Raw genomic sequence first — 25,989 nt, 5'->3', positions numbered from 1 at the left:
GAAAGGAGGGCTGGCAATTGCTGGATGCGCTATCTGATGTATTGCGGGTGATCCGGCTGTCTGGAGGGGTCTTCCTCGAGGCGGAGTTCACTGCGCCCTGGTGTCTGAGCGGAAGAATCTCGGCCGACGATTGCAAACCGTTCCTGGCGGCCCCTCGACATATCATCGCCTCGCATTTTGTCGCGGCGGGGCACATGCAATTGCGAGTCGACGAAGGTGCCACCCTCGAGGTACGGGCAGGCGAACTCATTCTGCTTCCTCGCAACGACGTTCATACCTTTGGCAGTGATCTGGGCATTGCGCCCATGTCGGCACGCGAAGTCATTCAGCCGCCGGAAGTCGGCGGCATATCACGAATCAAGTGCGGTGGGGGCGGCGAGGCCACACAGTTACTGTGCGGATTCCTCGGCTCTGAAACACCGTTCAGCCCGTTGCTTTCGTCGCTGCCATCCTTGTTGAAGCTGGATGTGCGCGCGACGGCTTCGGGCGCCTGGATTGAAAGCTCTTTCCGTTTCGCCGTCAGTGAGATCGCGGCGGGGCGCGTCGGCTCGGCAACGGTCATCGCCAAGCTCTCCGAACTGCTGTTCGTCGAAGCCGTCAGCCAGTATGTCGCGAACCTGCCCCCTGAACGGCGCGGGTGGCTGGCGGGTCTGCGCGATCCGCATATCGGGCGCGCACTGGCGCTGCTCCATGCCCGTCCAACCGAGGGCTGGACGGCAGAAGCCCTGGCGCTTGAAGTGGGCATGTCGCGCTCGGTATTCGCGGAGCGATTCACGGCATTGGTCGGGCAGCCACCGATGCAATACCTGACGCTCTGGCGGATGCACGTGGCGGCTCAACACCTGCGCGAAGGTCGCGGTAATGTGGCGCAAATCGGCTTTGCAGTGGGCTACGAATCCGAAGCTGCGTTCAGTCGCGCATTCAAACGCCAGTTCGGCACATCACCCGGCACCTGGCGCAGACAATCGGCATGAGAAGGGCCGGTGCCTGAGGACGGACCGATCATGGCCAATCAATTGGCACAGCATTTGAGCCCCGTCGAAGCGCAAACCGGCGGTGTTATGATCTGAACGTCTGTATCTCGCCAAGAGATTGCCCATGGATCGCTTGTCTACCTTGTTGTCGCAGTTCGGCGTGCGCGCAAACCTGTTTTACAACGGCAGACTTTGCGGCCTGGCGTCCTACAACGGCGCTGAGGGACGTGGTTATATCCACCTGCTGCAGGCTGGCAGCGTCACCTTGCTGGGACCCGATCGCAAGGACTTGCTGCTGACCCGGCCCAGTCTGATTTTTATGCCACGCCCCAGCCGGCATCAACTGTTTGCCGGTGAGTCCGAGGGCGCTCAACTGTTGTGTGCGTCAATGGAGTTTGAGGGCGGGGTCGATAACCCGTTGTCGGCTTCGTTACCCGATTGTCTGGTGTTGTCCCTGGATGAGCTGCCAATGCTGGCCGATACGCTGAAATGGATGTTCGCCGAGGCGGCAGGTGGACATTGTGGCAGGGAGGCAGCGCTGGATCGGTTGTTCGAATTGTTGATCATTTTGTTGTTCCGGCACCTGCTGGACCATCACCAGTTGCGTACGGGGATGATGGCTGGGCTGGCCGATTCGCGGCTGGCGCGCTCTCTGGTGCAGATCCACAACGCGCCTCATCGAGCCTGGTCGATTGCGGAACTGGCGAGCGAGTCGAACATGTCTCGCGCTGCCTACGCCGTGCATTTTCGCGCCGTTATCGGGCAGACGCCGGCGGATTATCTGTTGAGTTGGCGCATCAGCCTGGCGCAGAAGCGTCTGCGTGAAGGGCGGTCGATAACGCTGATCGCCGCCGAGGTCGGCTATGAGAGCCCTTCGGCACTGGCACGCGCGTTTCGACGCAAGACGGGCTACAGCCCTCGGGACTGGATGAAAGTTCTGGCAGGAGAAGATGACGGGGCAATGGCCTGAAAGCATCGAACTGCTTCAGGCCATCGCGAGAGGTCGATCATCGGTTTAACGGCTTTGCAGCTCAGTCAGGGAATGGCCGGCGACAAATATCGAAGCAGCGAGCAACCCGATGTCCTTGAGCAGAAACTGGCCCGGCGCAACCGTGATGGCTGGAAAGCCGAGGCCGGGTTCAATCACGCCGGGGGTCGAGATCATGAAGCTCAAGGTTGTGAAGAACAGTCCGGCAGACAGCGCACCGCCGATCAATGAAAGCTTGGGTGACAGCAAGCGACCTGCAATCAGGATACCGATCGAGACCTCCAGAACCCCGAGCAAACTGGAGAAGGTATCGACACTGAAGATGTCATAAACCCAACCCAGGAAAGGGCTGTTGCTCACCAGCGGCACCAGCCCGGCAGCTTCGTAGTGCGTGAACTTCATCCCGCCGAACCAGAAGTAAATGACGGCCAGTGCAAAGTAGGCACCGTAAGTGCCGAGCGCCATGGTTTTGATCCCCAGCGTGGAAGGGTGTTGTGCGTTGTTGGTTTTGTAGTTCTCGATGCTTAAGGTTTTCATGATCAAGGCTTCCAGGAGTTTGGTGAGGAACGCTAATCAGCAACCCGGCGCGGTGTGCGTTGGGAGTGGAGACAGTGTTGCCTTTGATTCCACGCTCGTGGCGTCTGAACGTATTGCGTTCAATGCAGATCGTCTTGACTCATGGCAGGTCTTGAAAGAGCAGGCGTTCGCAAAGAAAGTCGATGAACATCTGCGTTCGGGCCGGAACATAATCGCCAGCCACCCTGAGCGCATAAATGCCAGAGGTGCTCGGACCTGAAAACGCCTGCAGCAGCGGTATCAGCCGCCCGGCTTGCACATCCTCGTTCACCATGTACCTGGGCAGTCGAGCAATGCCCGTACCGGCCAGGCATAACGTGCGAATAGCGTCGAGGCTATTGCAGGTAAAAGCACCTTCGATGGGAATCGCCTTACTGGTGGACGAACGAAACTCCCAGTCGTTGAACCGGCTTTCAAAATTGAGTTTCAGGCAGGAATGGTCAGCGAGTTCGCCAGGTTCGGCAGGAACACCGTGTGCTTGAAGATATGCCGGGGAGGCGCACACAAGGCGCTCGTTGGCACTTAGTTTATGAGCAACCAGGCTCGGGTCGGCTAACGTCCCGCTTCTGATCGCCACATCAATGCGCTCGTGCCTGATATCGATAATGGCGTCGCTCAGCGTCAAATCGATTTTTATCGCCGGATAGAGCCGCATGAAGTCGATCAGCGCCGGAACCACATGGTACTGGCCGAGCGCATTGGGCGCCGACACTTTCAAGGTCCCTCGCGGCGCCTCGGACTCATGGACGACTGCAGCTTCCAGCGCCTGAATATCCTCCAGGATCGGTCGAGCCAATTGCACATACCGTTCGCCGGTTTGCGTCAGCGACAGGGTTCGCGTCGTGCGCAACAGCAACTGTGTGCCAAGCCGATCCTCCAGGCGCTGAACCCGTTTACTGATGGCCGAGTGGGTCATCCTCAGCTTGCGCGCAGCAGGCGAAAAGCCGCGCGCATCCACCACGGCGAGCAGGATCGCCATATCGCTGTACCTGTCCATATATGCCTCTTTTTTGTTCCGTTATGGAACAGATACTGGTCAAAAGCAATGAATTCCCTTTTGCTTTTCCATCCTTGAGAATCCTTGCGAAGGCATAGCCCGCGTCTTGTTCCTTTCTGTTCTAGCGGAGTGCCAACCCGGTGACTCATTCCTCTGGAGGTCGGCGATGAAAGACTCAACCTTATCCATTACAGGTATCAGTGCCGCGGTAGCGGCCTCCCTGACATGGTCGATGAATTTTGTTGCCCCTCTGGTCATTGGCAAGTATTCGATTTATGACTTGGCCGCCTGCCGATTCATCATCGCCGGGCTGATCGGGGCCCTGATCCTGATTGCCAATATCAAAGCCTGGCGACACCTGACCCTCAATGATTGGCTGGTTGCCGCCGGGCTTGGCTTTATCGGCTACGTGGGTTACTTCATCGCCGTCATCATTGCGTCCACCTACGCCGGCCCCGTCATCGCGCCTGCCTTTCTAGGCCTTGTGCCTGTCGTGCTGGCCATCAGCGCAAATGTTCACGGCGGGATGTCCTGGCGCTTGCTTCAAGTGCCCTTTGCACTGGCCGCGCTCGGTTTGCTCCTGGTCAACGGCCAGAGCATCGCCCGGTTCGAGGGCCAGTCATTCACCACCCTGGCCATCGGAATCGGCGCATCCATCGCGGCGGTCGCCCTGTGGGCCTGGTTCGGGTTGGCCAATCAAAAGGCACTGATGAAAAGGCCCGGCATGAATGCCTGGGTCTGGACCGCCATGATGATGATTGGCGGCAGCGTGCAAACGCTCATGTTCCTCCCGGCGGGGGATGCCCTGGATTTATTCCAGGCCCCCACGCTCGGTTTCGGGCAAGGCGCTATCAGCCACCTTTACGTGCCGGCATTTTTCCTGGCGGCCGTTGCGTCGATTGGCGGCGCGTGGGCCTGGACCATCGCATCCCAACGTCTACCCATGACACTTGCCAGCCAGTTGCTGTCACTGGAAATGGTCTTCGCTACTTGCCTTGGGCTGCTGTTTTGCTACCGGTGGCCTACGGCGTTTGAAACGATGGGCATCGCGTTGATTGTCGTGGGCGTTGTTAAAGCGATCGGCGTGTTCCATGGCAGCACCGTTAAAACCGCCGTCGCTCTTTGAGAGCTTGTCGGTGAGGATCTGCCTGATCTCTTCACCGGGTGGGCGAACGCGGCTATTGCGGACCGGTTTGAATCCTGGAGGTCGGCGCAGAATCGCCCGTGTTGCAGGCAGCTGTTCCGGAGCTTCGCACTAGCGACGATAGTAACGGCGATCGTCCTCGTAACGGTGCCGCATGGCCCGATCCTGGTGGCGCTCCCAATCACGACGGCGCTCGGCTTCCCGGCGGGCTTGCTCTCTACGCCATTGATCTCTACGCCACTGATCCCTGCGCCAGTCGTCTCGGCGCCAATCGTCTCTATGATCGTGCCAACGGCCGTCATGCCAGTATCGGTCGTCATGGGCAAGCAACGGCCCTGGCTGCTTGCCGGCCATACTGGCCAAGGTCGGCCAAGGGTTGCCGGCGGCCTGGACGGGCGTCTGGATGGCTGGGGCTTGAGTTGCAGAAACAGGGGTTGAATCCTTCATCTGTGTGGCTGATGCCGAGCCCACTGCCGCGAACGCGAACAGGCCGAAGAGCACCATCCGTGGGACATGGAATTTCATGAGCGAAGACAACCTCTGATGGACAATCGGACGTGTGGCTATATGGCGGCGGGAAGCTTGCAGGGGGCGTGCTTACCGAGCGCATGTGCCTATCCACATAGACCGGTAAATAGGAAAAAGTTCTAGGGGGCCGTTGCTTAAATAGCCAACGGGGTCTCAGTCGTGGGGTGGTAAAAAAAGTACCGGTTGCGACGGCCCTTGCAGCCGGAACTTCAGGGCATTGGCCGGGTCTATACCGGCCCTGTATCGGCAGTGCCGTCCGAGTTCAGTCGAGTCCGCCCCCCTGATGCCAAACAAGAGTTCTCTGCCGGTCCTCATCCTGGTGTTCTGCGCTGTCGCGTCGTTTTGTTCTGTCGCTGCCGAGCGAAGAGCGCCCGCGCAAAGCAACAGCGCATCAACCACCCTGATCGAAACAGCCTCGCGGCAGTATGAAAACGGCCAACTGGACCAGGCCGCCGCCACGCTTGAGCGAGCCCTGCATATCCAGCCGAACAATCCCGCGACGCTGCATTACCTCGGTGTGTTGCGTCTGCAACAGGGGCAGTACCAGCAGGCTGAAACCTTGGCGGCGCGCTCGAACATGCGGGTGGGTAACAACGTCCAGTTGCGCAACCGCAACTTCCAATTGATCCAGGCGGCGCAGCAGGCCCAATCTTCGGGAACCCCACCCAATGCCAAGGAGGACGTGGTCGCCGTACAGAAGGGGCTGGAAGAGGAGACCCAAAGGCGCCGCGAAGCGGAAGTGGCGGTTGTCGGGCAATCCACTGCGGACACCGGGCGTGAGGCTGGCAACTTCATTACTGCAGAGGCAAATCGGGTTTCGGATGTACCGACGGCGGGCAGAGTAGGGGCCGAAGGTCAATTGCAAATGGCTAATGTCGGGTCAGAGCAGGCGTACGCCGAGGTCGAGATTCCCCGCGGCCATATGCCGCCTCCGGGCAAATGCCGAATCTGGTTTCCTGATCGTCCGCCGGGGCATCAGCCTAAACCCGGTAAATGCAAGAAGCTGCGATATCGGGTTCCCGCAGGGGCCTACCTGGTTCGCGGGTGAGTTTCCGGGTGTCCGCTTTTGGCCGACGGCTGCCTGTCACGAAGGGCTTCTTTCGACCCATTGTGTCTGTCAGCGATTCCAGTGGCCTGGAACGGACGAAAATGAAACCCCGCGCAGCGGTGCATGGCGCAGAGTCCGCTCCTCACTCCGAGGGGTTAACGGGTCTCGGGTCAAGACGTTGGCTGAAAGGTCCATCAATCAGCCAGGTGGTCTGCGTGTGGCGATCAGGTGTCAGTACTGAGCCTATCAACGCTTGAGCTTGTGCTACAACCCACTATGAAACCGTAGGCTCCTCACCACGTATCGTGCCCGCCGTGCTGGCGACCACAAGCGCCACGGCACAAGCCAGCAAGGCGAATGCCGTGAAAACCCCCATCACATGCAAGCATGGCATGACATGATTCCAGGCTCGAGCCACCCCCAGGAAAGCGGCGAACAACCAGCCACTCATGGAGAACGCCCCCAAGAGTGCCAGGCGACCGCGGTCGGAACCCGGTAACAAGACGAAGGGGGCTTTTTGCAACAGCGGGAAGCCGACGCGATGCAACAGACCTCCGTTCAGAGTCAGCAGCGCGACAACCGCCACCTTGGCCCAGAGCTTCTGGTTGAGCAAGTACGCAGTACCCTCGAGGAGATATCCCTGAAGGACCAACAGCAGACCACTGCCCCAAAGGGCCAGTAACGCGAGGGTGGCGATTTTCCTGGTTTCTTCCAGATACTCAAGTTTCGCCTGATCCAGCGCTTCCTTGCGCCAACTCCAAAGCTTGTGATCGGCAAGCAATACCCTGCCGAGGGCAATACAACTGGCGAGCAGATGAACGTACACGAGGAGCATTTTAAGCATTATTTTTATTGACCTTATTGTATGGACAATGCACTCCCTGCGTCCTGAGTTTGAATATTAATGATACGTATTCCTGCTTGTAACAACAAGTTTCAATACCCTCTAGTCAGCATTTTTTGCGCTTACCTGTACGTGTTGATTGGATCCATTCGGGCATCTGCAGGTTCAGGTGTTCGGTTCTAACCGGGAAAGGCCGCTCCTGGCCGTTATTTATCTGTCACGACCGAAGCCGATTGCTGCCGGATGCGAAGAGCCGCCCGAACTTGTATCAATCAGGGATTGGTCATCAGCGATGTGATCGCGAGAGGTCGACGGGCTCACTGGTATTGCCCCATAAGCCCTCAAGCCTGAAATGACTGTTGGACTTCTGTACCAACTTCTCAGCTCAAACTCATCGAGTTTTTGAAATCACACCACTCATGTATTGATTTATATCGCGCAGATCCTTAATCCTCCAGGAGTACGGCGATAGCTTTACACCATTCTCTTGCAAAGTTCTTGGAATCAAATCTCCATTTGGACGAAGTATTATCGACGATACAATAACGCCCGGATAATCATTTAATCGTTTTTTGAAAATTGAGGTTGTAAGGTCAGGTGTTGGGGGATTGCTTTTATTAGCCAGTGGCCCTGTTCCTTTGAGATCTGTTCCGTGGCACATGATACATCTCTGTGAGTAGAGATTTTTCCCGTTAACATTATCCGCGAAGGACAGTGATGTTTGAACTAGCGATAAAATTCCGAGCGTGACGATGAATAATATTTTCATTTTTATGTGGCCTTGTTGTTTAAATCAGATCTGAATCGAGGGCAAACCCCGGAGTTGCCATTGCAACACTCAGTTCATCAGCAATGTGCTCGCGCCCACGAGAGGTCGACTGGCGAAACACACTGATCAGGTTGTCAGCGGGCAGTTGTTGTATTCAGGTGCCAGAGGGCCAACTCGAGCGGGCGGTCATTTTGCTTGTCTGGCAACGTCGAGGCCGGGAAGCCGATGGGGTTGTCGCCAGCGAATGCCTGTAGTTTCAGGCAGATAAAGGGCAGGGCGCCGAGCACTGTTTTCATTGTTTTCATCTTCCTTGATGGGATCAGCGTCGATTGGACGCGATCAGGTGCGCGGGAAAGATATCAGCCATCGTGTCGGCATACACACATTCCCGTTGAATCAACTCGTTTTCCTGGCGCATCCCAGTGACGGCTTTTGACTGTGGAGCAGCCCCTCGCGACAAGCAGAAAGCGGCCAGCAGCAGTCAGTCAGCGCGCTTACAAGAGGAGGGGCGATGCAGCTTCCCATTCAACTGACCTTGCTGCGATACCAGACGGCAGTACGTTCATTATCAGGTTGGGATTTTCGTATTTCGAACTGCCGTGATTCGTGCAGGACATGCCTCCAGCTGCTGCAACCGTAGCGCTTGGGCATCTGCTCTGGATAGGTATCACCAATCCAGCGGATGGCTGCTTCCAGTCGAGTCCAGCCACTTTCGGCAAGCTTGGTTTCCGCTTCACGTAAACAGCTGCATATCCCACTGCCGGGCCAATCGACTGAGCCATCCACCCGGATACCGTCGAACACATCTTCAAATGCTTGGCTCTGCATAAACGAAGCCAGTTTATCTCGTGCCTCACTCATGTGTTTGGCCCAGGATTGCAGATTCAGACAATGCCGATTGATGGTTTCGTAGCTGTCCTCCAGAAAACCATCCGCCGCCTGGCAGCCTGATTCAGTCCAGAGATCGAAACGCTCAATGAAGTGGTGGACCAGTTCATTGCGCAGGTCAACGAGCTCCTTGAGAGCGGCCTTCGTTGCCTCATAGCGCTCGCCTGACATTTCCAACTGGTGTCGATAGTTGAACCAGATCTGGTCACCGGCTTCGGCTTGCGTCTGTGATTCTTCTTTTTGGGACGACTGGGTCAGAAAGCTTTCGGTCAACATCCCCATCAACGTGCCCATGGTTTTTTTCTGGGCACATGCGACCTTCTGCTCACGGATGATAGACAGCCGATCCGCAGGACCGCTCAGCTCGCCATGTGCGACAAGGGCTTTCAGCTGCCGTTCGTATTGTTGCAAGCGCAACAGGCAGCGCCCCAGCTTGCGCTGCACTATAGGTTGAAGGTCAGGTACATCATCCGAGGGCATGTCAGTGACTTCATCCATGATTAACGACTCAGGCATAAGTGGTAGGGCTGGAGCGATTCACTTCAATACGTTTGCCCTGCCAGGAGGGCTTGCAACGCGTAAATCGGATGCTTTCAACCTCGATTCCCAGGTATCGGAAGGTGCTTTCGTATCTGAGGTGTTTGGTTGGGAAATTACACCCTACCTGACCACCCATTTGCATTGCACCTGACCAGTCACTGCCATTGGCAGTGCTTGTTGACAGAAGTGGCGATGCCACAACAGGATGGATGGATTCTTAGGAACCACTATGAAGACTATCCTGCCCACCCCAACCAACGCACTCTTGCACCCGGATCAAGTGCAGTCACTTGTTTCGTTTCTTGAGCACGAACCACATCCGATGATCGTGCTCGATCCGGACTACAACATCCTGGCTGCCAACACCGCCTATCAGCGGCAGTTCGGCAGCGCTGACAAACCCTTTATCGGCCATAAGTGTTATCAGGTTTCACACCATTACGATGTACCTTGTGATCAGGCGGGGGAGAACTGTCCGATGAAAAAGGCGCAGGAAATGCGCGGACCGGATCGTGTTTTGCACATTCACCATACGCCTCGTGGTCCAGAACATGTCGACGTCGAATTGCGCCCGATTCTAGACGAGCACGGTGTTATTATCGCCTATGTGGAGCGTCTCACACTGGTTCGCGGCGCATCGGCGCGACCCAGCAACGAAGGGTTGGTTGGCCATTCACCAGCCTTTAACCTTGCCCTGTCGGAGCTGCAGCGGGTGGCACCATCAATGCTGCCGGTACTGCTGCTAGGCGAATCCGGCACGGGCAAAGAACTGTTCGCCCGCGCCGTACATGAAACCAGTGAGCGGGCCACTGGACCCTTTGTAGTCGTTGATTGTTCTGGTTTGACCGAAACGTTATTTGAGAGCGAACTATTCGGCCATGAAAAAGGAGCATTCACCGGTGCCACCGCACGTAAGCCTGGCTTGGTTGAAACGGCCCAAGGCGGCACGTTGTTTCTCGATGAGATCGGCGATGTTCCGCTGGCAATGCAGGTAAAACTCTTGCGCCTGATTGAGTCGGGCACTTATCGCCGTGTCGGCAGTGTTGAGACCCTTCATGCTAACTTCAGGTTAATTGCTGCGACCCACAAACCACTGGAAAAAATGATGGAGAAAGGTGAGTTCAGGCAGGACCTGTACTACCGCATCAGCGCTTTTCCAATTCAGTTACCACCCTTGCGCAACCGAGTTGAAGACATTGGTTTGCTGGTGAACTCATTTCTACAGCGTGCCAGTACCGGTAAGCGCCGGATGACGATAGAAGCTGATGCTCTGATGCAATTGCAGTGTTTTGCCTGGCCGGGCAACATCCGTGAACTACGCAATGTTCTAGAAAGAGCGAGCCTGTTTGCTGACGATGGTGTGATCCGCTCCATACATTTACCTCAGGCATCCGTCGTGATGGCCGCGCAGGCCTCTACTTCCAATCCTTTCGATGGCAGCACGCTGGAACAGGCACTTGCTACTTTTATAGGTACCCGCAGTGAGCTTGCCAAGCACCTGGGTATCAGCGAGCGTACTTTGTACAGACGACTGAAAGTACAAGGTTTGGTCTAGTATCTGGCGCTCACGCTGCACGACTGCCAGTGACTGCCAGTGACTGCCATCCTGGCAGCGTATTAACCTGCCAAGGCATCCCGCGCCTTGGCAGGCTGCTATTTAAGTAGTTGTTATAAAAAGATAAAAACAAGATATCCACTCTTGGTATGGCGTGTGCTAACTGCATAATCATGACCACTCCTGACAAACGACTGCGAGGCCACCAACCTCAGCTTCTCGGAATGGTCGAGTGTGTTTGGTAACGCCAAGATCACCGCTGCGTATTTACCCGAACCTAAAAAAATAAAAACAGGTGTCTCTATGCTTCTCGACCATGCGTTGTTAATCGATGCCAGTGGCATGCCGATACGCCAGCACCATAAAAGTTATTCAACCGAATGGGATGAAATCAGCGACTGGTCGAGCCGCGTTTATATGCCCTATCGTGTATCCCCAAAAGGGCATGCAATCAAGCCCCACGCAACCATGCATTCGTCCAGGATTGGCGAGTTGACGCTGAGTCGTTTTGCCTATGGCGTGGCGGTGTGCGTCGATGATTTTTCGCCAGAAGCCGGGAATGCACTTTTGCTCACGACCATTCGCGGCAATGCCCGGCACTGGGTGCAGCGTTCTGTCACTGAAGATACGGCTGTGGGAGGATCCTTCATCGCCGATTGCAGTCGTGTCGATTACCGGATCGACCTTGACCCGGATCACTTGCAGCTGAATCTGACCATTCCTCATGGGCTTTTGGAGCAGATGGCACAGCAGTGGTTTGGGTTCGTGCCCGATGATCAGTTCTGGAGACACAAGTGCGTCATTGGCGGCGTTGGTTCGAGCTGGCTAAGTCTGCTGGAGTACACGGTTCGTTGTGTGGCGGAGGCACCCGAACACATGGCTAAAGGGCGTATGGGGGCTCACCTGGAGCAAAGTCTTTGCGTTCATCTGCTGCAAGAGTGGGCTGGCCGCGCCGCGCAAGCCGGGTTTGATTTCAGTAGTCCCATGAATCGGATTGCACCCCGTTACGTCAGGGCTGCCGAAGAGTTCATGAGTGCCAATGCCGCGAGCCTGCCGACGATGGCAGAGGTTGCCAGTGCGGTCGGGACCAGTGTGCGGGCATTGAGTGGTGCCTTCTCACGATTTCGCGGTATGACGCCCGGTGCATTCTTGCGCGAGCAGCGATTGCAGGGGGCGCGGCGCGATTTATTGGCGACGGATCCGGAGTCGGGCACGACCGTTTCGTCTGTCGCCTTTCGCTGGGGATATTTGAATCTGGGTGAATTTGCGGGGTGCTATCGCAAGCGTTTCAGCGAGTTACCCTCCCAAACCTTGCGGCGCCGGCTGCGCTAGCGATTTGACGAAGGACAAGGGCACCGAGAGCTGTGTCGAAGCCGCTCTCGGTGCCCAGGAATCCAGTCATTTGCTGCGGATCAGAACACCCACAACAGCCGTAGGTTAACCCGCTGCTTTTCCTTGAAACCGTTGTCGACCGAGACGTCCTGGCCGTAATTGACCAAGGCCTGGAAGGCAGGGGTCAACCAGTATGATCCCCCGACACGGAACTTACTGGTGTCGGGTTCATCGTTCTGATCCTGTCCGTCAAGGCGTGTCTCACCACCCCAGAGTTGAGACGCACCGACATGCACCGACAGCTTGGGTGTCACGGCGTACCTCAGGTAGGTCTGGGCTTGCCATTGCGGTTTCTGGCGCAATGTCAGACCTTGACTCGAGAAGTCGTCATTTTTGCCAAACAAGGTCACATCAGCGGTGAGGTCCAGGGACAGTTTTTCAGTCAGACCGGTCACATAACCCGTTTGCAATATCAGCTTCCAACGGTTTTCGCCAAGGTTGAGTGCATCGTTTCGGTCATAGTTACCGGTCGGCACGTACAGGTAGGGAGCGATACCCCAGTAACGGTTTTTTGCCGGGTCATTCACCAGCCACAGGGTAGACGCCAGGATCAGATCACCCACGCCACTGGTTTGTCCCAACGAGTCGTTATCGCGTGTACCTTCCAGGCGACCGAAGGGCAACAGGAACTGCGAATTGACGGTGTAGTCACCCAGTTGTTGGTAATTTGCGACTCGCAGTATGCCGATATCCGAGTCGAGCCCCGCTTTGACCGCAACCTTGTGGCCATCACTGTAAAGCGAGCGCCGCTGCGCATGTTGCAGGTAAAGCAAGCCGATGTTGCTGCCGGCTGGCAGCGCAGCAGCGTATTCGCCGGCATCCACATCGACGGCCTGGGCGTTGCCCGCCAGCATGGCCATCGCAAGGCCGGCACCAAACATTGAAGTGTCAAACGCGCATACCAAGGATCGAACGCGCGCAGGAGTACGTATGGAGAGCTCCATGAGTCACCGTTTTTGTTTTTGTTGGTTTTCAGAGAGGGAACAGTTTTTTGCACCATCGCCTGGAGCCCGTGGCGGGCTCTCATAGGACTTAAGGCGAATCAGCTACTGGCTTGGTGGATCAGATGGCGGTAGGCCGCCGTTTCTAAATCCAGATACGCATTGACCGAAACAGGATCGGCGAATGGCAATATCTGGGTGGCCCAAAAACCACCGATGCCGTTCTTGCGGTCGATCCAATAGTAAAGGTTGGCCAATCCGGCCCACGCCAAAGAGCCCGCAGGTCGGCCGGTGGGGGCGTCTTGTTCGTTGATCATGAAACTCAACGCCCATGACTTGGGCATGCCCGGGAAAAACTCCGCGGTGTTAGAGATGCTTGGAATAACGCCAGGAAGGGCTTTGACTTTCAGATTTTCAAGGCCATTTTTTTCAGCGAAGCGAATCGTTTCCGGTCTCAGGATCCGTCCGTGATCACCCTGCCCATCGTTAAGCCAGGCACGGATAAACAGGCAATAATCCTTCACAGTCGAAAACAGGCCATGACCGCCCATGTGCACTTCGGGCTCCTGCGAAACAATGGAGTCCTCGATTGCCGTCAGCGATCCATCCTCTTCCCGCTGATGCATGCCAGCCCGTCGCTGGAGCATCGACGGGGTCATGGTAAACGCGGTATCGGTCATGCCCAGTGGCTCGAAAATACGCTGTCGCATAACGTCACCCAGACGTTTGCCAGTAATGGCCTCCACCACCAGGCCGGCCCAATCCATACTGGAGCCGTATTCCCACTGTTCGCCGGGCTCAAACAGCAAGGGTGTTTTCAGTGCTGCCAGCGACCCGCCGATGACGCTGGGTTGTCCTTGTTCCTGAACCAGTCTGTTGTAGTTTTCGTTGAAAAACTCATAACCAAAGCCTGCCGTGTGAAGCAGAAGCATTCGGGTTGTAATGTGATTTTTGGGAGCGCGAAGCCGTGGGGTGCCGTCGCTATCAAACCCTTCGAGCACCTTCAGTTCGCCGATCATCGGTACATAGGTCCTGGCAGGCGCATCGAGGTCGAGTCGACCTTCTTCGACCAACTGCAGCACTGCCGTGGCGGTTATCGCTTTCGTCGTGGAATACATGGCGAAAACACTGTCGGTCGTCATTGCACCTGCTTGACCGGACATTCGTTGTCCCGATGCACCCTCGTAGAGCAAACCGTCGCGCCCGGTTATTGCTGCGACTACGCCTGGGACGCGTTGCTGTCCAGCCGTGACAGTATCGAGCAAGTGGTTGAGTGATGATGTAAGACCTGGATTCATTTTTTATTCTCCTTAAACCCAACCTATAGTCCGCTCGGCTAGAGCCTATGGCAGGGCAGTGGTAGGACTGACTGGGCCGACGTCAAGGGATGAGCGTCGGGCCAGTGGAGAGTACGAAAATAGAATCAGAGTGTTTGTCGGCTGCCGGCAGAGGATGTCGGAGTCAGGCACTTATTCAAGTACCGCGCAGATGGGTGCTGTGTAAGCGACTGAGGCCAGATTTGAGTGCTCGCTGGCGGGCGATTTGGTACGCCGCACGGGGCGACTTGGAAGCGGTTACTTGCGGGGCGAGGTTTCCACGTCTTGTCGAAGAAGCCCTTGGTCGGGCCATAGAGGTGCAGGATCGCCAAGAAACCCATGTTTCACCGACCTGGATTTTGGGTGGAACACCCATGTGCACGTCAAATCTGCTGCGTGATCTTATTGAGTAAGCTCATGCACTACGGAAGATGCGACTGGGGCGACCGATCAGCACGACTCCGCCAAACCGGAACAATCCATCATTCGAACACTGGCAAACGTCGATTCGTTTCGAGCCTGGTCGAGTGCTGTCAGCGGCTTGGTCAATGACGGCTGCGTAGTCGCAAGTGTTGCCAATTTACGATTCATTTCAGAGCCGGAACGCTCCTCACTGGGTGGAACACCAAAGTACTCGCGATAGCATTTGGAAAAATGGGGTGTGGACACAAAACCGCATACATACGCCAACTCAATGATCGACAATGATGTTTGCTTGAGCAGTTGTCGCGCTCGAACAAGACGTAACCTCATGTAGTAGCGTGACGGCGTACAGTGAAGGTATTTCTGGAATAGCCGCTCCAGCTGTCGACGTGACAGGTCAACGTATTCTGCAAGGTTATCGAGGTCGATCGGTTCTTCGAGATTGGCCTCCATCAACGCGACGATCTCTTGCAGCTTGGGCTGATGAGTTCCGAGCATATGTCTGAGTGGAACGCGCTGATGGTCCTGTTCGTTGCGTATGCGCTCGTAAACGAACATCTCAGAAATGGCTGCCGATAATTCACGACCATGATCGCGACCGATCAGGTGCAGCATCATGTCCATGGGGGCCGTTCCGCCGGAGCTTGTAAAGCGGTTTTGGTCGAGGGTGAACAGGCTCGCGCTGATGCTGACTCGCGGGAAAGCTTCCTGCATGGCAGCCAGAAATTCCCAATGCACACTGCACTCGTAGCCGTCGAGCAGCCCGGCTTTTGCGAGCGCCCAGCTACCGGTGCACACACCTCCCAAGCGTCTGGATTGACGCGCCAAGGCTTGCAGCCAGGTAATGTGCTCGCGGGTAATCACGCTCTGGATTCCAATGCCGCCGCACACGATTACAGTGTCCGCCACCAATGGGTTGTTCCACGAAGCATCCGGAGTGATCTGCACGCCGTCACTGGCCCAGACAGGCTCTCCACCGGGGCTGAACGTATGCCAGCGATACAGCTCTCGCCCCGACAACTGATTGGCCATGCGCAGTGGCTCTACGGCGGACGCCAGGGAAATAAGTGTGAATTTGTCCAGCAGCAGAAAACCGATGGATTGAGTCTTCCCGTCGGACACGGCGGAGTTCGATGACATCGTGGTCATGTCCTCACAAAAAGCGATGACGGCCTGTGACACAGGAGCGGGTAATACCCCCTGTCCTGGCGAAGGGGGTATCAGGTTCGGCGCAACTACCTCGCTGGTTTATCCCGCCGACGTCACGCTTGCAGCCTGCGCGGGGTGACGCGATGTCACCAGGCCGATAAAGGAAATCGCCAGCGCCAGGCCAATGGTCGTGCTCACTTCGGTACGGTGATCAGGGGAGGCCATCATCACCGCCAGCGCCGCGCAGATGAACAGGATCACCAACCAGGTGAGCCAGGGAAACAGCCACATGCGAAAGGTCAGCTCGACGTTCTGCCGACGCAACATCCGGCGCATGCGCAGCTGCGACACTGCAATGGCCAGGTACACCACCAGGGCAATCGCGCCGGAACTGGCCAGCAGGAACTCGAACAACCCGGCGGGCATGAAGTAGCTCCACACGGTGATCGCCGCGCCCAACACGGTGCTGGCGATGACTGCTGCCCGCGGCACGCCTTCGGAGGAGGTCGCCTTCAGCGCCTTCGGCGCATCACCGCGACGGCCCAGCGAGTACAGCATGCGCGAGGCAATGTAGATCGAGGAGTTCATGCAACTGGCCACGGCGATCAGCACCACCACGTCCACCATGAACTTGGCGTGGGGAATGTTCATGATTTCCAGGGCCCGCTGGTAGGAGCCTACCGAAGCCAACAGCGGGTCATTCCAGGGCACCACGGAGATGACCACGAAAATCGACAGCAGGTAAAACACCCCGATGCGCCAGATCACCGAACGGGTGGCCTTGGCAATGTTCTGCGAGGGATTGTCGGATTCGGCGGCGGCGATGGTGACCGCTTCGGTACCGATGAAACTGAACATGATGGTGATGAAGGCGCCGACTACCGCCGACAGCCCGTTTGGAGCAAACCCGCCGTGCGCGGCCATCAGGCCGCTCAATCCGCTGACTTCCCGATCGGGAACCCAGCCCATCAACACGGCAAAACCTACGCCGATGAAACCGATGATCGCCACGACCTTGGCCATGGCGAACCAGAACTCGAATTCGCCGTACTTGGACACGCTGAACAGGTTGGTCACCACCAGTGCAATGATCGACACCAGGGCGAACAGCCAGGCATCGATCTGGGGAAACCACTGGTTCAATACATGGCCGGCGGCCAGCGCTTCGATAGGGATCACCAGCACCCAGAACCACCAGTAGAGCCAACCGACGGTGAAGCCGGCCCAACGGCCGATGGCCTGGTCGGCATAGGTGGAGAAAGAGCCGGTGTCCGGGTTGGCCACCGCCATTTCACCGAGCATGCGCATGACCAGGACGACGAGCAGGCCAGAGAATAGATAGGCCAGCAGGACCGCCGGGCCGGCCGCCGCAATGGCGTGTCCTGAGCCAACGAACAAACCGGCGCCGATAATACCGGCGATTGACAGCATTGTTACGTGACGAGGCTTGAAGCCCTGCGCCAATTGGCCACTCGAATCCTTGGAGCTCGGGCTAATCATTGGTTTTTTTTCTCTGCCGATCGACATTTAAGCGGATGGATAGGGGCAACAGATCATCATTGCTGCCTGCCGGGCTTCCTGAAAGAAGCACTCTTCAAACGCTGCAGTTCTTATCAAGCCCATCATCGTGACGTGGTTGTTTCGATGAAAAGGTGCGCCACCTTACCCGGCTTGTCCGATGATTCAGTTATCTGATCACGCCACATCCGTGTCTGATATCGACACAGGAAGTCATTGTGTTCGCGATGGAAACCAACGAGTCACTACGCGGCCAAGGGTGATCATCTCGGTTCATTGAGAGTGCTTTTAATCAGGTAGCGAGACTCGTTGCCTATAAGGAATAAATTCACCGCTCCTCAAGAACCTCTATTTGGGTTGACTGACTTCCTCGGGGCGTGAAGCGGCCAGTCATGCCTGGCTATCGTCGGCTAGTAATGGAGGGGGGAAGGGCAATCCAGGTAAATATCAGGTGCGAGGAATGGTTACAGTGAATGTTGTACCGGTGGTGAGAGTAGAAGTTACAGCCACTTCGCCGCAGTGCGCCTTAACGATCTCCCGAACGATGAACAGACCCAACCCGACACTTCTGAGTTCGGCATTGTCATGACTGCCTCGGATCATCGGCTCGAACAAATCCCCAAGCAACGCCTCAGGTATAGGGGTGCCGAAGTTGTGCACGGTTATAACGAGAACTTGATCTTCAAAGCGTGTGGAAACGGTGACTTCGCTATCGCTGGCACCGTAGGCGACTGCATTGGCGACCAGATTGCCGATGAGCTGATAAAGCCGATCGCTGTCTGCAGAGAAAGCACCTTGCCCATACCGCAGATGGGTCAACGTATGCCCGGGAAAAGCCAGGCACAACTCGTCCAGGCAATCGCCCACCAGTTCGTGTAAATCGACGGGTTTGGGCAGGACCGAGATACCTCGCCCCACCTGAGCCAGGGTGAAATCCAGCAGATCGGCCACCAGGCGCAGCGCACGCTCGGCCGAATGGGTGATGTGGCCAAGTATCTGGACCTGTTTGGCATCCATCTCTCGGCGGCCCAGCAGTTCCGTGGCCATTTTTATGGCCGACAACGGGTTGCGCAGGTCATGACTGACAATCCCGATCAGTTGCTCGGCGAACAGGGCCCTGTCTTCAGCCGCAGCGTACGTGATACGCAACTTGTCCTGGGTCATGTCCTGTACGCGTTGGTCCTTGAGGTGTTTCGCCAAATGCCTTTCGGCAAGCATTCGGGCATTGAGCAGTTCGCGCTCGTACCTTTGGCTATCCGCGGCCTTGAATAGCGTCATTTCATGAAATATGCCAGCAGAATGCTCACAGCTGACGGCGCTAAGCATCATTGGAATGGAGTGTCCGTTGTGGTGAACGAGATCGAACTTCACGTCAGCAACGACGCCCTGAATCTGCATGAGGGGCGCCCAGTACATCTTGTGGAACGTCCTTCCCTCGAGGCTCATCAAGTCCTGGATGTGACGCCCGAGCAGCTCTTTTCGCCGCAAGCCTAACCAGCGGCAGAACGTGAGGTTGACCCGTGCGATCTCGCCATTTTCTGCGGTCAGCAGCAATCCACAGTCAGCTTCGTCGAAGAGAACGTCAGAACCGGGCTGCGAATTTTCATCTTCGGACATTTGTATTCACTGACCAAAGGGGCCGAGATCTGGAAAATTATAGACACGGCTTGCGCAAGGGCCCTCAGAACTTGCCCTTTTCAGACCTCGATGTTTTTTTTGGGGCGTTCACTGGTTTGGAGGTCACCGCCCCTTGTGGGAGCTGGCTTGCCAGCGATGGTCGTTAACGATAACGCGTACCGCTCAACGCATGTCCTGGTCCTGAGATTGATTTGTTGAACTCGGGTTGAAAGCACTCATCTAACCTATGCGTGGGAATATTTCCCGCGAAGCGATACTGACTGGTGTTGAAGGATCATGCGCAAACCGCAGTTGCTCGTTAAAGCTGCAGATTGATGACCGTGTCGGTTGGCTGGCCGCTCAAATGGGCGGCCGGGAACTTACTGGATATTGCGTTCGATACGGACATGACTACGCAACTCCAACCGGAGGTTGGAACATGCAGCTCAATAAATGTTTATTGGCTCTGGCAATTGGCGCAGTCCTGTCGGCATCGACTGTATTGGTGCCCGATTACATCGGCAGTTTCTCCAGCGTGTATGCCAAAGAAGGTGGCAGCGACGGTGGTCAGGGTGGCAGCGGCCAAGGAAAGGGTGGTGATCATGGAGCAGGAGGCGATGGAAAGGGTGGTGATCATGGAGCAGGAAGCGATGGAAAGGGTGGCGATCATGGAGCAGGAGGTGATGGAAAGGGTGGCGATCATGGAGCAGGAGGCGATGGAAAGGGTGGCGATCATGGAGCAGGAGGCGATGGAAAGGGTGGTGATCATGGAGCAGGAGGCGATGGAAAGGGTGGTGATCATGGAGCAGGAGGCGATGGAAAGGGTGGTGATCATGATGCGGCAGGCGATCATGATGGGGCAGGCGATGATGGTGCAGCAGGCGATCATGATGCGGCAGGCGATGATGGTGTAGCAGGCAATGGCAATGCGCATGACAACGACGCAGACAACAATGGCGCAGACGCTGCCGTGAACGACGCAGATGCAGTCCGGGACGCTGCCAAAGCTGATGCGGATGCAGTCCGGGATTCGGCAATAGCCACTGCAAATGCAACCAGGGACGCCGCCAGAACTCAGGCGGATGCAGCCAGGGACGTAGCAAGAGCTGCTGGCGTAGCGGGCGCGGATGCCACAAGGGATGCTGCCAGGGCCGCTGCGGATGCAGCCAGGGACGCCGGCAAGGCAGGCGCAGATGCAGCCAGAGATGCTGCCAAAGCTGCTGCAGATGCAGCCCGGGACGCCAAAGTTTACGCAATTTGCCAGAGAGTCGAGCAAAGTCCGGCCGAAAGATGCCAGAGAGGCTGGCAAAGTTGAGGTGTTCCGTAATCAACACGGCAGGCCTACCGGTAGAAAACGTCTCGCAAGCTTGAGGGGCGTATCGGCAATGAGTCGCAAGCCCTTAAGCGTAGCGGGGCTTGCAGCTTTCTTTCGAAATCTGTCGCACAGTCCGAAACACCGACTGCTTTTGGCCGGCGTTTGCCGCCGCGCCGCTTTCTTCCAAGAGCATTCATAAGGGGATGGCAAGAAACGACTCGAGGCGAACATCCTGAAACCTCACTATGGAGCGCCTATCCATAAGCGCTCCTGTCATTCAGCGGTCAAAGCCAGGCTTTGATTTGAGCGCAGACTGCCTGAGTCGAAATGCCATAGCGATCATGCAACGTCGGCAGGGCACCGGCATCGAGGAATGCATCGGGCAATGCGATCTGCCTGAAGGTTGGCGTCACCCCATTGCGCAGCAGCACCCCGGCAACGGCCTCGCCGAGACCGCCAATAATCGAACTGTTCTCTGCTGTGACCACCAGTCGACCTGACTTTCTTGCCTCGGCGAGAATGGTTTGTTCATCCAGTGGTTTGATCGTCGGAACGTGCAGCACGGCAACATCGACGCCGTCCGCTTGCAGTTCTTTGGCCGCTTCCAGTGCACGCATGGTCATCAGGCCGGTGGAGATGATCAACACATCGTTACCGGTGCGCAGGGTCTTGGCCTTGCCGATCTCGAATTTATAGCCGTACTCGTCCAGCACCAGCGGTACATTGCCGCGCAGCAGGCGCATGTACACCGGCCCTTGATGCGCGGCAATGGCGGGTACGGCCTGCTCGATTTCCAGGGCATCGCAGGGATCGACGATCATCAGGTTGGGCATGGCCCGGAAGATCGCCAGGTCGTCCGTGGCCTGGTGGCTGGGTCCATAGCCGGTGGTGAGGCCGGGCAGGCCGCAAACGATCTTGACGTTGAGGTTTTCCTCGGCGATCGCCATGCAGATGAAGTCATAGGCGCGGCGCGAAGCGAACACCGCGTAGGTCGTGGCGAAAGGCACGAAACCTTCGCGGGCCATCCCCGCTGCCGCACTCATCAGCAGTTGCTCGGCCATGCCCATTTGATAGAAACGGTCGGGATGTGCCTTGGCGAAGATGTGCAGGTCGGTGTACTTGGACAGGTCGGCGGACAGACCGACGATGTCCTGGCGCTGATCAGCCAGCGCCGCGAGCGCATGACCGAAAGGCGCGGATTTAGTGGCTTGGCCTTCCGAAGCTATGGAGGCGATCATCGCCGAGGTGGTCAGGCGTTTCTTGATCGGTTCGGCAGTCGGCGTCGGTGTGTTGGCGGCGTTGTTCATTGGTTTTTTCCTTCTTCAAGATTGCGCAGTGCCAGATCCCATTCGTGTTCTTCCACGCGGATGAAGTGCGTCTTCTCGCGTGTTTCCAGGAAGGGCACGCCTTTACCCATTTTGGTGTCGCAGATGATCACCCGTGGCTGGCTGCCGGAATGATTGCGCGCGGCATCGAACGCGGTGACCAGTGCGTCGAGGTCATTGCCATCGACGCGCTGAGTGAACCAGCCAAAGGCTTGCCAGCGATCGACGATGGGTTCAAAGGACAGGATCTCGCTGGAGTAACCGTCGGCTTGCTGGTTGTTGACGTCGACGATGGCGATCAGGTTGTCGAGCTTCCAGTGCGAAGCCGACATCACGGCTTCCCAGGTCGAGCCTTCATTCAGCTCGCCGTCTGAAAGCAAGTTGTAGACGAAGGAGGGTGAGCCTTTGCGCTTGAGGCCCAGGCAGGCACCGACCGCGATGCCCAGGCCCTGGCCCAGCGAACCGCCGGTGATTTCCATGCCCGGGGTGTAGGCGGCCATGCCTGACATCGGCAAACGACTGTCGTCCGCGCCGTAGGTTTCCAGCTCATCGAGCGGGATGATTTCGGCTTCGATCAGGGCCGCATACAGCGCAATCGCGTAGTGACCGATCGACAGGTAGAAGCGATCGCGGCCCTCCCATTGCGGGTCTTCAGGCCGATAGTCCAAGGCATGGAAGTAGGACACGGCCAGCAGGTCGGCGGCACCGAGAGCTTGGCCGACATAGCCTTGCCCCTGAACTTGCCCCATGCGCAACGCGTGGCGGCGAATGTTATGGGCACGCTCTGTCAGCGTCTTGGGTGTAACGAGTGAAGGATTGGCAGTCATGGTGAAAGCTCCAATAAATCAACGATTGACCGAGGCGGCGGGAATTCGCAGCACCAGCGTGGCGCCGAACACCAGAGCGCCGGTGATCAGGTACATGCCGATGGCGCTGGAACCTGTCTGTGTGGTGATCCAGCCGATCAGGTAAGGCGAGCAGAACCCGGCGAGGTTGGCGAAGCTGTTGATTGCCGCAATGCCCGCGGCGGCGGAAACTCCGCCGAGCAATGTGGTGGGCAGCATCCAGAACAGCGACGTCGCCGACAGAATGCCGGACGCCGCCAGGCACAGGCTCAGGATGGACAGGACGATATTGCCGCCCAGCAATGCGGCGAGGGTCAGGCCGAGTGCGCCGGCAATCATCGGGGCGATCAGGTGCCAGCGTCGCTCGCGGTGTTTGTCGCCACTGCGACCGACCAGCAGCATCGCCACAATGGCGCAGAGGTAGGGCAGACTGGTCAGGAAACCGATGTGCAGCGGATCGGAAACCCCGGCGTTGCGTACCAGTGTCGGTAGCCAGAAGGTGATCGCGTACTGGCCCATTACAACGCAGAAGTAGATGCCTGCGAGCAACCACAGACGACGGTCGCGAATAAACTCGCCCACCGACGCATGGGTGATTTTCTGCTGGTCATCCTCGGCCAGTTCGCGGCGGATCAGTGCTTTTTCGTCGTCATCGAGCCAGGTGGCCTGGTGTACGCCATCCTTGAGATAGCTCAGTACCAGCAAGCCGATAAGAACGGTGGGCACAGCTTCGAGCACGAACATCCACTGCCAGCCGGCCCAGCCATGCATGCCGGCGAAGTGATTCATGATCCAGCCGGAGAGCGGGCCACCGACCATGCCCGACAGCGGAATGGCGATAAACCACAACACGGTCATGCGCGCACGCCGATAGGACGGAAACCAGTAGGTCAGGTACAGCAGCAGACCCGGCGCAAGACCCGCTTCGGCAATGCCAAGCAGAAAGCGCAAGGCATAGAATTGCCACGCGGTTTCGACGAAGGCGAACAGGGCGGAGACGATGCCCCAGGTGATCATGATGCGAGCGATCCAGACCCGCGCACCGACCTTGTGCAGGATGATGTTGCTGGGAACTTCGCAGAGGAAATAGCCGATGAAGAACATGCCCGCGCCCAGTCCGTAAACCGTTTCGCTGAGCGCCAGATCGTTCATCATTTGCAGTTTGGCAAAACCGACGTTGACCCGATCCAGATAGGCGCACAGGTAGCACAGCATCAGAAAGGGCATCAGGCGCCACGCGGTTTTACGGTAGGCGTTGGAGCGCACGGTCGAAACCGCTTCGAGCGACAGGGTAGTCATGATGGTCTGATCTCTTGTTTTTATTGACCGCCAGGCAATCAAGCCTGGCTGCATCGTCGATCCAGAACCGCACGGGCCGCGCAGGCCCGCTCAGGTGTATTCAGTGAATCAGCATGCCGCCGTTCACATCCAGGGTGATGCCGGTCAGGTAAGAGGATAGGTCGCTGGCCAGGAACAACGCGGCGTTGGCGACATCCTGAGCCTCACCCAGACGTCCCAACGGGATGCCGTCGATGATCGCGTGACGACGTTCGTCCTGCATCAGGCCACCGGTGATGTCGGTGTGGATCAAACCGGGGGCGATGGAGTTGACGCGAACCTTGTCCGGCCCCAGTTCTCGCGCCATGGCCTTGGCCAGGCCCAGCACGCCGGCCTTGGCGGCGCTGTAATGCGGGCCACCGAAAATGCCGCCGCCGCGTTGAGCGGAGACCGACGACATGCACACGATGCTGCCGCCCGACTGCTGGCGCATCAGCGGAATCACCGCCTGTGACATGAGCAGGGTGCCGCGCAGGCTGACGTCCAGCACCTTGTCGTAATCAGAGGGGCGGATATCCAGGGTCTTGAGGGGCTGGGTGATGCCGGCGTTATTGACCAGAATGTCGATGCGACCGAAGTGCTCGATGATTTTGGCGACGGCCTGCTGGACTTGCGATTCGTCAGCAACGTTGGCGGCGAGGCCGAGATGACCTTCGCCCAGGGAGGCGGCGGCATCCCGTGCAGCGGATTCATCCAGGTCGAGGATCACGACGCGAGCGCCTTGTTGCGCGAAGGTCGTTGCCGTAGCGCGGCCGATGCCACGTGCGGAAGCTGCACCGGTGATGATCGCAACTTTGCCTTTGAGAAGCATGGAAGAGTACCTCTGATTGTTTTTATTGGGTCGATCCACGAAGAACCGATGACTCAGCTTGTTCTCCACGCTGACCCTGAGCAATAAGGCGAATGTCACTCGATGCTGAAAAAAATTCAGCACTCGCCAACCAACTCTTCCAATGTTTGAATAGCTGAACGCCCGGCCCAAGCCACTTGCAGCGGAAAAACAATAATCATGAGTTCACCTGGCGATGCACCTCCGATCCTTCCACCACTGAAAGCCATTCAGGCCTTCGAACAGACGGCACGCTTCGGCAACGTCGCCCGCGCCGCCGAACTGCTCGACCTGACGCCCTCGGCAGTCAGCCACCAACTGGCCAAACTCGAGGCCATGATCGGCCGGCAGCTATTTCTCAGAACGGCCAGGGGCGTGACATTGACGCCAGTCGGCGAGCAGTACCTCACTGAGGTGTCCGGCATCCTGCACAGTCTGGCGGTGGCCACCGAACGGGCCACCAGCGATGTCAGCCTCGATTGCCTGCGACTGCACTCGTCGCCCAGTTTCGGCTTGCTGTGGCTGATGCCGCGCCTGGAGCAATTTCGCCAGAGTCATCCCGATATCCAGCTCAACCTCTCGTGCTCCTACGAGTCGCTACACTTCAGTCGTGACAAGATCGATGTGGACATCCGCCACGGCATGCCCAATTGGCCCAGCTACGAAGTACGGACGATCCGCAATGAAAAGATTGCCGTGCTGGCGTCCCCGAAGCTTCTGGAAAAACGCCCCATCCGGGCGGTCGCGGATTTACTGGACTGCAATCTGATCCTGTCGGAGGCCACGTTGATCAAGTGGCCGCAGCTGTTTGCTCAACATGGTCTGTCACGCCCCGAAAGACCCTACACACTCAGCTTTGACCGTTCCTACATGACATTGGAGGCGGCCAGCCACGGTTTAGGATTTGCGTTGGAAAGCACGCTGCTTGCGCAGGACTATCTGGCGCGTGGCGCGCTGGTCGAGGTAGCGCCTGAGTTGAGCGCCCCAATCACTGCACACCACCTGGTTTTCCCCAGAGCCCATGCAAATTTTCCAAGGGTGAGAAGATTTCTGGAATGGATGCAGAATGAGTTAGGGCATGACCTCAATTACTGACCCTGATGTCATGACGCCCTGCACGCCCACTTCTA

24 protein-coding genes are annotated in these 25,989 nt (G+C 57.2%); 8 read left to right on the top strand and 16 right to left on the bottom strand.

All coding sequences use genetic code 11. The features are described 5' to 3' along the window. Positions 1 to 17 precede the first annotated feature (17 nt). Positions 18 to 974, top strand: coding sequence for an AraC family transcriptional regulator (locus Q8X48_RS20945; RefSeq protein ID WP_407801840.1), 957 nt, complete (start codon positions 18 to 20; stop codon positions 972 to 974). A gap of 124 nt (positions 975 to 1,098) precedes the next feature. After that, a complete protein-coding gene (locus Q8X48_RS20940) occupies positions 1,099 to 1,944 on the top strand; it encodes a helix-turn-helix transcriptional regulator (protein ID WP_126045385.1) in 846 nt (281 codons plus the stop codon). A 45-nt stretch (positions 1,945 to 1,989) separates the two neighbouring features. On the opposite strand, the gene Q8X48_RS20935 is transcribed toward Q8X48_RS20940, so the two are convergent. Both Q8X48_RS20935 and Q8X48_RS20930 read right to left on the bottom strand, forming a co-directional pair. After that, entirely contained in the window at positions 1,990 to 2,499 is a 510-nt protein-coding gene (locus Q8X48_RS20935) for a YkgB family protein (RefSeq protein WP_407801839.1), read from the bottom strand. Between the two features lie 139 nt (positions 2,500 to 2,638). Then, positions 2,639 to 3,517: a LysR family transcriptional regulator gene (locus Q8X48_RS20930; protein ID WP_217837983.1), complete on the bottom strand. Its 879-nt coding sequence runs from the start codon at positions 3,515 to 3,517 to the stop codon at positions 2,639 to 2,641. Between the two features lie 184 nt (positions 3,518 to 3,701). Here Q8X48_RS20930 and Q8X48_RS20925 point away from each other — a divergent pair, with 184 nt between their 5' ends. Next, on the top strand, positions 3,702 to 4,661 hold the full coding sequence (locus tag Q8X48_RS20925) for a DMT family transporter (protein WP_407801838.1): 960 nt from the start codon (positions 3,702 to 3,704) through the stop codon (positions 4,659 to 4,661). 129 nt (positions 4,662 to 4,790) lie between these two features. On the opposite strand, the gene Q8X48_RS20920 is transcribed toward Q8X48_RS20925, so the two are convergent. Then, positions 4,791 to 5,204: a hypothetical protein gene (locus Q8X48_RS20920; protein ID WP_407801837.1), complete on the bottom strand. Its 414-nt coding sequence runs from the start codon at positions 5,202 to 5,204 to the stop codon at positions 4,791 to 4,793. Between the two features lie 286 nt (positions 5,205 to 5,490). On the opposite strand from Q8X48_RS20920, the gene Q8X48_RS20915 reads away from it, so the two are divergent. Continuing rightward, entirely contained in the window at positions 5,491 to 6,255 is a 765-nt protein-coding gene (locus Q8X48_RS20915; protein WP_407801836.1) for a tetratricopeptide repeat protein, read from the top strand. 274 nt (positions 6,256 to 6,529) lie between these two features. Here the strand turns inward: Q8X48_RS20915 and Q8X48_RS20910 are convergent, their stop codons facing one another. The 4 genes from Q8X48_RS20910 to Q8X48_RS20895 all read right to left on the bottom strand — a co-directional run bounded on the left by Q8X48_RS20910 (position 6,530) and on the right by Q8X48_RS20895 (position 9,254). After that, entirely contained in the window at positions 6,530 to 7,099 is a 570-nt protein-coding gene (locus tag Q8X48_RS20910; RefSeq protein ID WP_015094646.1) for a hypothetical protein, read from the bottom strand. A gap of 391 nt (positions 7,100 to 7,490) precedes the next feature. Then, positions 7,491 to 7,868 carry a c-type cytochrome gene (locus Q8X48_RS20905; RefSeq protein ID WP_407801834.1) on the bottom strand — a complete coding sequence of 126 codons (378 nt, stop codon included), beginning with the start codon at positions 7,866 to 7,868 and terminating at the stop codon, positions 7,491 to 7,493. A 134-nt stretch (positions 7,869 to 8,002) separates the two neighbouring features. Beyond that, a complete protein-coding gene (locus tag Q8X48_RS20900; protein ID WP_158247845.1) occupies positions 8,003 to 8,164 on the bottom strand; it encodes a hypothetical protein in 162 nt (53 codons plus the stop codon). A 229-nt stretch (positions 8,165 to 8,393) separates the two neighbouring features. Continuing rightward, positions 8,394 to 9,254: an OST-HTH/LOTUS domain-containing protein gene (locus tag Q8X48_RS20895; RefSeq protein ID WP_407801833.1), complete on the bottom strand. Its 861-nt coding sequence runs from the start codon at positions 9,252 to 9,254 to the stop codon at positions 8,394 to 8,396. Between the two features lie 271 nt (positions 9,255 to 9,525). On the opposite strand from Q8X48_RS20895, the gene Q8X48_RS20890 reads away from it, so the two are divergent. Both Q8X48_RS20890 and Q8X48_RS20885 read left to right on the top strand, forming a co-directional pair. Next, positions 9,526 to 10,851, top strand: coding sequence for a sigma-54 interaction domain-containing protein (locus Q8X48_RS20890; protein WP_407801832.1), 1,326 nt, complete (start codon positions 9,526 to 9,528; stop codon positions 10,849 to 10,851). Positions 10,852 to 11,154: 303 nt separating this feature from the next. Then, on the top strand, positions 11,155 to 12,183 hold the full coding sequence (locus tag Q8X48_RS20885; RefSeq protein WP_095967188.1) for an AraC family transcriptional regulator: 1,029 nt from the start codon (positions 11,155 to 11,157) through the stop codon (positions 12,181 to 12,183). An 80-nt stretch (positions 12,184 to 12,263) separates the two neighbouring features. Here the strand turns inward: Q8X48_RS20885 and Q8X48_RS20880 are convergent, their stop codons facing one another. The 5 genes from Q8X48_RS20880 to Q8X48_RS20860 form a co-directional block, all read right to left on the bottom strand. Beyond that, on the bottom strand, positions 12,264 to 13,187 hold the full coding sequence (locus Q8X48_RS20880) for a transporter (protein WP_095967187.1): 924 nt from the start codon (positions 13,185 to 13,187) through the stop codon (positions 12,264 to 12,266). A gap of 98 nt (positions 13,188 to 13,285) precedes the next feature. Continuing rightward, the gene (locus tag Q8X48_RS20875; protein ID WP_407801831.1) at positions 13,286 to 14,482 is read right to left on the bottom strand and encodes a serine hydrolase domain-containing protein; all 1,197 of its coding nucleotides are present in this window, start codon (positions 14,480 to 14,482) and stop codon (positions 13,286 to 13,288) included. Positions 14,483 to 14,950: 468 nt separating this feature from the next. Next, on the bottom strand, positions 14,951 to 16,063 hold the full coding sequence (locus Q8X48_RS20870; RefSeq protein WP_407801830.1) for a GlxA family transcriptional regulator: 1,113 nt from the start codon (positions 16,061 to 16,063) through the stop codon (positions 14,951 to 14,953). 108 nt (positions 16,064 to 16,171) lie between these two features. Then, positions 16,172 to 17,572: a GABA permease gene (gene gabP, locus Q8X48_RS20865; RefSeq protein WP_095967185.1), complete on the bottom strand. Its 1,401-nt coding sequence runs from the start codon at positions 17,570 to 17,572 to the stop codon at positions 16,172 to 16,174. A 465-nt stretch (positions 17,573 to 18,037) separates the two neighbouring features. Beyond that, on the bottom strand, positions 18,038 to 19,207 hold the full coding sequence (locus Q8X48_RS20860) for a PAS domain-containing sensor histidine kinase (protein ID WP_407801829.1): 1,170 nt from the start codon (positions 19,205 to 19,207) through the stop codon (positions 18,038 to 18,040). Between the two features lie 539 nt (positions 19,208 to 19,746). Here Q8X48_RS20860 and Q8X48_RS20855 point away from each other — a divergent pair. Then, positions 19,747 to 20,121 (top strand): hypothetical protein, encoded by a 375-nt coding sequence (locus Q8X48_RS20855; RefSeq protein WP_407801828.1) that lies wholly within the window; start codon positions 19,747 to 19,749, stop codon positions 20,119 to 20,121. Positions 20,122 to 20,806: 685 nt separating this feature from the next. On the opposite strand, the gene Q8X48_RS20850 is transcribed toward Q8X48_RS20855, so the two are convergent. From Q8X48_RS20850 to Q8X48_RS20835, 4 genes are all read right to left on the bottom strand, one after another. Further along, the gene (locus Q8X48_RS20850) at positions 20,807 to 21,829 is read right to left on the bottom strand and encodes a transketolase family protein (RefSeq protein WP_407801827.1); all 1,023 of its coding nucleotides are present in this window, start codon (positions 21,827 to 21,829) and stop codon (positions 20,807 to 20,809) included. Beyond that, entirely contained in the window at positions 21,826 to 22,674 is an 849-nt protein-coding gene (locus tag Q8X48_RS20845; protein ID WP_015094658.1) for a transketolase, read from the bottom strand. The genes Q8X48_RS20850 and Q8X48_RS20845 overlap by 4 nt, the downstream gene beginning before the upstream one ends. Positions 22,675 to 22,692: 18 nt before the next feature. Continuing rightward, positions 22,693 to 23,991, bottom strand: coding sequence for an MFS transporter (locus Q8X48_RS20840; RefSeq protein ID WP_407801826.1), 1,299 nt, complete (start codon positions 23,989 to 23,991; stop codon positions 22,693 to 22,695). A gap of 100 nt (positions 23,992 to 24,091) precedes the next feature. Beyond that, positions 24,092 to 24,841, bottom strand: coding sequence for an SDR family NAD(P)-dependent oxidoreductase (locus Q8X48_RS20835; RefSeq protein WP_126045405.1), 750 nt, complete (start codon positions 24,839 to 24,841; stop codon positions 24,092 to 24,094). 198 nt (positions 24,842 to 25,039) lie between these two features. On the opposite strand from Q8X48_RS20835, the gene Q8X48_RS20830 reads away from it, so the two are divergent. Then, positions 25,040 to 25,954 carry a LysR substrate-binding domain-containing protein gene (locus Q8X48_RS20830; RefSeq protein ID WP_218483947.1) on the top strand — a complete coding sequence of 305 codons (915 nt, stop codon included), beginning with the start codon at positions 25,040 to 25,042 and terminating at the stop codon, positions 25,952 to 25,954. Positions 25,955 to 25,989 lie beyond the last annotated feature (35 nt).

It is taken from the genome of Pseudomonas sp. QLc11A, from assembly GCF_052112305.1.
In the GTDB taxonomy this organism is placed as follows: domain Bacteria; phylum Pseudomonadota; class Gammaproteobacteria; order Pseudomonadales; family Pseudomonadaceae; genus Aquipseudomonas; species Aquipseudomonas laurylsulfatiphila.
Note: the sequence above shows the minus strand (reverse complement) of the source record. Positions and strands in the feature narration are given on the sequence as shown.